Annotated in this window: 5 protein-coding genes and 1 pseudogene; all 6 read left to right on the top strand. The window is 37.8% G+C overall.

Features of this window, described 5'->3' with window-relative positions; genetic code table 11:
• On the top strand, window positions 1–1,065 hold a 1,065-nt coding region (locus GPK83_RS07525; protein WP_252196269.1), incomplete at its 5' end, for an MFS transporter.
• Window positions 1,066–1,403: 338 nt separating this feature from the next.
• A pseudogene (locus GPK83_RS07520) lies at window positions 1,404–1,757 on the top strand (NAD-dependent epimerase/dehydratase family protein); the annotation flags it as partial.
• A 220-nt stretch (window positions 1,758–1,977) separates the two neighbouring features.
• Window positions 1,978–2,778, top strand: coding sequence for an AraC family transcriptional regulator (locus GPK83_RS07515; protein WP_215704437.1), 801 nt, complete (start codon window positions 1,978–1,980; stop codon window positions 2,776–2,778).
• Between the two features lie 219 nt (window positions 2,779–2,997).
• Complete coding sequence (locus GPK83_RS07510; protein WP_015554548.1) at window positions 2,998–3,546, top strand: hypothetical protein; 549 nt, start codon at window positions 2,998–3,000, stop codon at window positions 3,544–3,546.
• 50 nt (window positions 3,547–3,596) lie between these two features.
• Window positions 3,597–3,758, top strand: coding sequence for a hypothetical protein (locus GPK83_RS07505; RefSeq protein WP_015554547.1), 162 nt, complete (start codon window positions 3,597–3,599; stop codon window positions 3,756–3,758).
• Between the two features lie 56 nt (window positions 3,759–3,814).
• Window positions 3,815–3,958 (top strand): hypothetical protein, encoded by a 144-nt coding sequence (locus GPK83_RS07500; RefSeq protein WP_015554546.1) that lies wholly within the window; start codon window positions 3,815–3,817, stop codon window positions 3,956–3,958.
• The last annotated feature ends 434 nt before the right edge of the window (window positions 3,959–4,392 follow it).

The raw sequence follows: 4,392 nt of genomic DNA, 5'->3' as shown, positions 1-4,392 counted from the left end.
AACCTAAAGCGGTTTCCGCCTATCCGGACAGGTGGTTTCCATTTTTCCGGACAGACGGCTTCGCCGCAACGGAATATTCAACTGATTACAAAGAACAGCAAAGAGCGTGTACAGATGGGATCTTACCGTTTTATTTTTGCATTTTCAACAAGTCTTCTGATTCAGGCGATTACAGTTGGATTTGTAGATAAATGCGGTGGAGATGCTGCGGCATGGAGAACGGTTGCTATTATCTATGCAATCATTGGTCTGGTCGTAAATACGATTTCAGCACTTTCTGTTAAGGAACTTCCGGAGGAGGAACTTAATGAAGGAGAAGTAAAGAATGATAATGAAAAGTATGGAATGGTACAGGCATTCAAGCTTCTTGTCAAAAACAAATATTACATGATGATTTGTGGAACATATATTTTACAGCAGTTATATGGTGCCATGATTGGAGCTGGCATTTATTACATGACATGGGTACTGAAAAATAAGAATTTGTTTGGACAATTTGCATGGGCAGTAAATATTCCACTGATCATTGCCTTGATTTTCACACCGACATTAGTTGGTAAGTGGAAAGGCATGTATAAACTGAACTTAAGAGGTTATGTCTTAGCAGTCATCGGTAGAGCACTTGTTGTTGTTGCCGGATATATGGGTAGTGTTCCGCTGATGATGGCGTTTACAGCTCTTGCAGCCTTAGGTCAGGGACCATGGCAGGGAGATATGAATGCTGTTATTGCATCCTGCTCTGAATACACTTATCTTACACAGGGAAAGAGAATTGATGGAACGATGTACTCTTGTACTTCTCTTGGTGTAAAAATCGGTGGAGGTATTGGAACCGCTGTTGTTGGATGGATGCTTGAGCTCAGTGGATATGTCGGAAAAAATGCAACTCAGCCACAGTCTGCACTTGATATGATGCAGTTCATGTATCTTTGGCTTCCGTTAATCTTTGATGTATTGATTATGTTTGCACTTTCAAGAATGAATGTTGAAGATGCAAATAAAAAACTGAAAGCAGAAAAAGGAATTGCTGCAGATGAAATAACAGATGCATCAGACATGAATTAGCATTTGACAGGGAAAAAGCATTGTTTGAACGCAGATAAGCATTCCCCCGCTTCAAGTGCGCGGAGCACTAAGCGGCGGGTGAGGGGGGGGTGCTTATGTCAGTGGGAGTTGAAAGCTCCCACTGACAGATCGCGAAGCGACTGCGTTCATGAGCAAGTAGCGAAGCGGATTGCGAATGTCCGCTTTACCATTGTTCAATGAGGCAATGCTTTTTCTATATAAATATCTTCAGGACTAATCAAAAAAAGAAAAGGAGAAATGATCTATGAGCAGTATTTTGGTATTAGGCGGAGCTGGTTATATTGGTTCTCACACTGTGTATGAGTTGATTGCCGCAGGAGAAAAAAGATGGTACATGCGTAAGGGATTACATCCATGTGAATGACCTTGCACAGGCTCATATTCTTGCCATGGAATATTTAAGAAACGGAAATGAAAGTAATATTTTTAATTTGGGTAATGGAGTCGGATTTACGGTAAAGGAAGTTGCGGAGACAGCTAGAAAAGTAACAGGACACCCGATTCCCGCAAAGGAAGAAACCAGATGAGCAGGAGATCCGCCAACGCTGATTGCATCTAGTACGAAAGCGAAAGAGATTCTTGGATGGAATCCTAAATTTGATGATCTTGAGACGATTATTACAACTGCATGGAAATGGCATAGAAATCATCCGAATGGTTATGAAGCATAATATTCAGTTTTCACAAAACAGTCTGTTTAGTATTTATACATGGTATGGATGCGCAAAATATTCTGTGTAGAATAGTAAAAGGTCATTCAGGTATTTTTTAAGGTTGCTCATTTGCAATTCCTCCTTTCCTTGTTTACAAATCGATTATAGGATAGATAAAAAAGGATTGCTTGCCAAATCGAAAGAAGATATAGACAAATGTTGCAAAGGAGAGTATTTCATGCAGTTAAAATATGTTGACACAAAAGAGGAAATTATAGCGGTCAATAAGAAGTCAAAACATATTGAACCTCATCTTCATAATGCACTGGAGATTGTATGTGTAACAAATGGAGCATTAGAGCTTGGTGTCGGACAGGAACTTTACCATATGGAAAAAGGAGATATTGGATTTGTATTTCCAGATATCATTCATCACTATCAGGTACTGACACCCGGTGTAAATACGGCCATTTATCTGATTGCATCGCCATTTGTGATTAGTAAATTTGCAGATATCATGCAATCCATGGCTCCCGAATATCCGATTATCAGAGCGGAAAAGGTTGAACAAGAGGTATATAGAGTTATAAATGCAATTTTAGAGACAGAACAGCCAGATATAACTGTTGCACAGGCATATCTTCAGATTGTGTTAGCACGTTGCATTGGAAAATTGAATTTGGTAGAAAAGAGTAATGTGGGGAGCAGGGATCTGATTTACCAGACGGTTTCCTATATATCAGCAAATTTTAAAAAAAAGTTTTCGCTGGAAGAGATGGCAAAAGATCTGGGGGTAAGCAAATATGTCTTATCTAGGCTTTTTTCTCAAATATTCCATAGAAATTTCAATCAATATCTTAATGATGCAAGGTTAAACTACGCATGTTATCGTCTGGAAAATACGAGGGATTCTATTACAAATATTTGTCTGGATAGTGGATTTGAAAGTCAAAGAACGTTTAACCGAACATTTAAAGAAAGATACAAAATATCGCCGAGTGACTATCGGAGTAAATGCGTGAAAGATATGTTGTTATAAACGGTTCTATTAATGGAAAAGAGCTTACTGTATCCACAAAGAAAAATCCGGAACGGAAGTTGCAGACGGAAACCCATACCGTTATAGGGCAGGAGAAGATTAAACGGATGCCGGTTACAGAAGCAAGCCGAATGGCAGTGTACTAAAATTTGGTGGATGTAATTGAAGAAAAAATATGATATCATGTGAGTAACAAGTCGGAATTTGGAGGTAAAAAGCATGATGAAGCTCGATAATTTTATTAATATGATGACGGGACACTTTAATAACAAAGAGCAGTTTGATAATATGCAGAGAGAAGGGAAAACATATCCTTATGCAGAACACATTAATACAATCTGTAATGAGAAAATTTTAAACCTTCCTAAAGATTTTAATGGTAAATTTGTTGTTGAAGAAAGCTACTATGAGACAAATGGTAAGCGCCATGCTTCCCCACATCTTTTCCTTATTACAGAGAAAGAAGACGGAATTGTGTTGTATTCTTATGAAATACCAGAAGGAGAAGATAAAAGTACGTTTTCATATGATTCTATGAAAAATGCTGACTACACTGAATTGAAAAAATCTGAAAAATTCACTCCGGCGCTCTATCATGAGAAAGATGGAATCTGGGAAGGAGGCAGTACAAGCCAGTTTTCACCGGTAATGACCTTTAAGCTTTGGGAAAAGTTTTCTGATAGTTGTCTGGAGGTATCTGAAAGCATGGAAGTTAATGGAAAGAAAACTTTTGGATATGATGAACCAATTATCTATAAGCGAGTATAATCCAAGAATGAAATATTGCGATAAATTTCAAATTTATGGAGGCATATATTATGAGAGTAATCATTTCAATCATTCTAATGGTAATTGCAGCGTTGGTCGGTTTTTTCTTTGGTGCTGGAATGAACGAAGCAATGGGTGGAGCAATACTACTTTCAATGATTACAGGTTTTGCTTGCACTATTAATGCTATTGAAAAGAACAAGAAGGACTGACAACTCCCTGTTTTGAGAATTGAGAAAATCGATACTTGTAGATGGAGGTAATCAAAATGAAAGAATATCAATATTTGATTGGAAAAATTATTGTCGCAGTGGCAATTATAGTTGCCGCAATCATTATAGCGCAGGCTATTGGTGGAGCTGGAGAAAGTATCCGTAGTAGCTTGTTGCAATTAAGGGATGCTCTTCGATAACTTCCAGTTTGCCGATGCCAAAAGGTTAAAACAGAATATCGCGGAGGCGATGGCATGAATAAACTATACGATTTATTAAAATATATTATCTATGCAAGTTTCTACATGATTGTGATTAAAACGGGTATGGATTTCTATGGGTATAAGCGCTTTCCGAAACTATACGAATCGTATTCTGCACCGTGGTATACAGAAGCATTACTGTATATCGCTGCCTCGCTTTTCGTGATTGTCGTATGTTTTGTGCTCAGAGTAATCATTGGACGAAAGATGAAGAAGAGGTGAGCTATATGTTTATGCTGTTTGAGTTTATGTTTCCGATTATCTTCGTAATGGTTTTTGGCATGATCATCTTTGATGTTGTATAAATAAAGTTGACACCTTATTCTCAAGGAATTCATGTATAATAAAAGAGAATAAGGAGGAACTCTCAA

The sequence above is a fragment of the Clostridium sp. MCC328 genome (assembly GCF_018785465.1).
In the GTDB taxonomy this organism is placed as follows: Bacteria; Bacillota; Clostridia; order Lachnospirales; family Lachnospiraceae; genus Pilosibacter; species Pilosibacter fragilis.
This window is presented reverse-complemented; position numbering and strand designations above follow the sequence as displayed.

Coding starts and splice junctions, on each gene's coding strand:
- GPK83_RS07515 (WP_215704437.1), top strand. CDS start 1,978: ATGCAGTTAAAATATGTTGACACAAAAGAGGAAATTATAGCGGTCAAT.
- GPK83_RS07510 (WP_015554548.1), top strand. CDS start 2,998: ATGATGAAGCTCGATAATTTTATTAATATGATGACGGGACACTTTAAT.
- GPK83_RS07505 (WP_015554547.1), top strand. CDS start 3,597: ATGAGAGTAATCATTTCAATCATTCTAATGGTAATTGCAGCGTTGGTC.
- GPK83_RS07500 (WP_015554546.1), top strand. CDS start 3,815: ATGAAAGAATATCAATATTTGATTGGAAAAATTATTGTCGCAGTGGCA.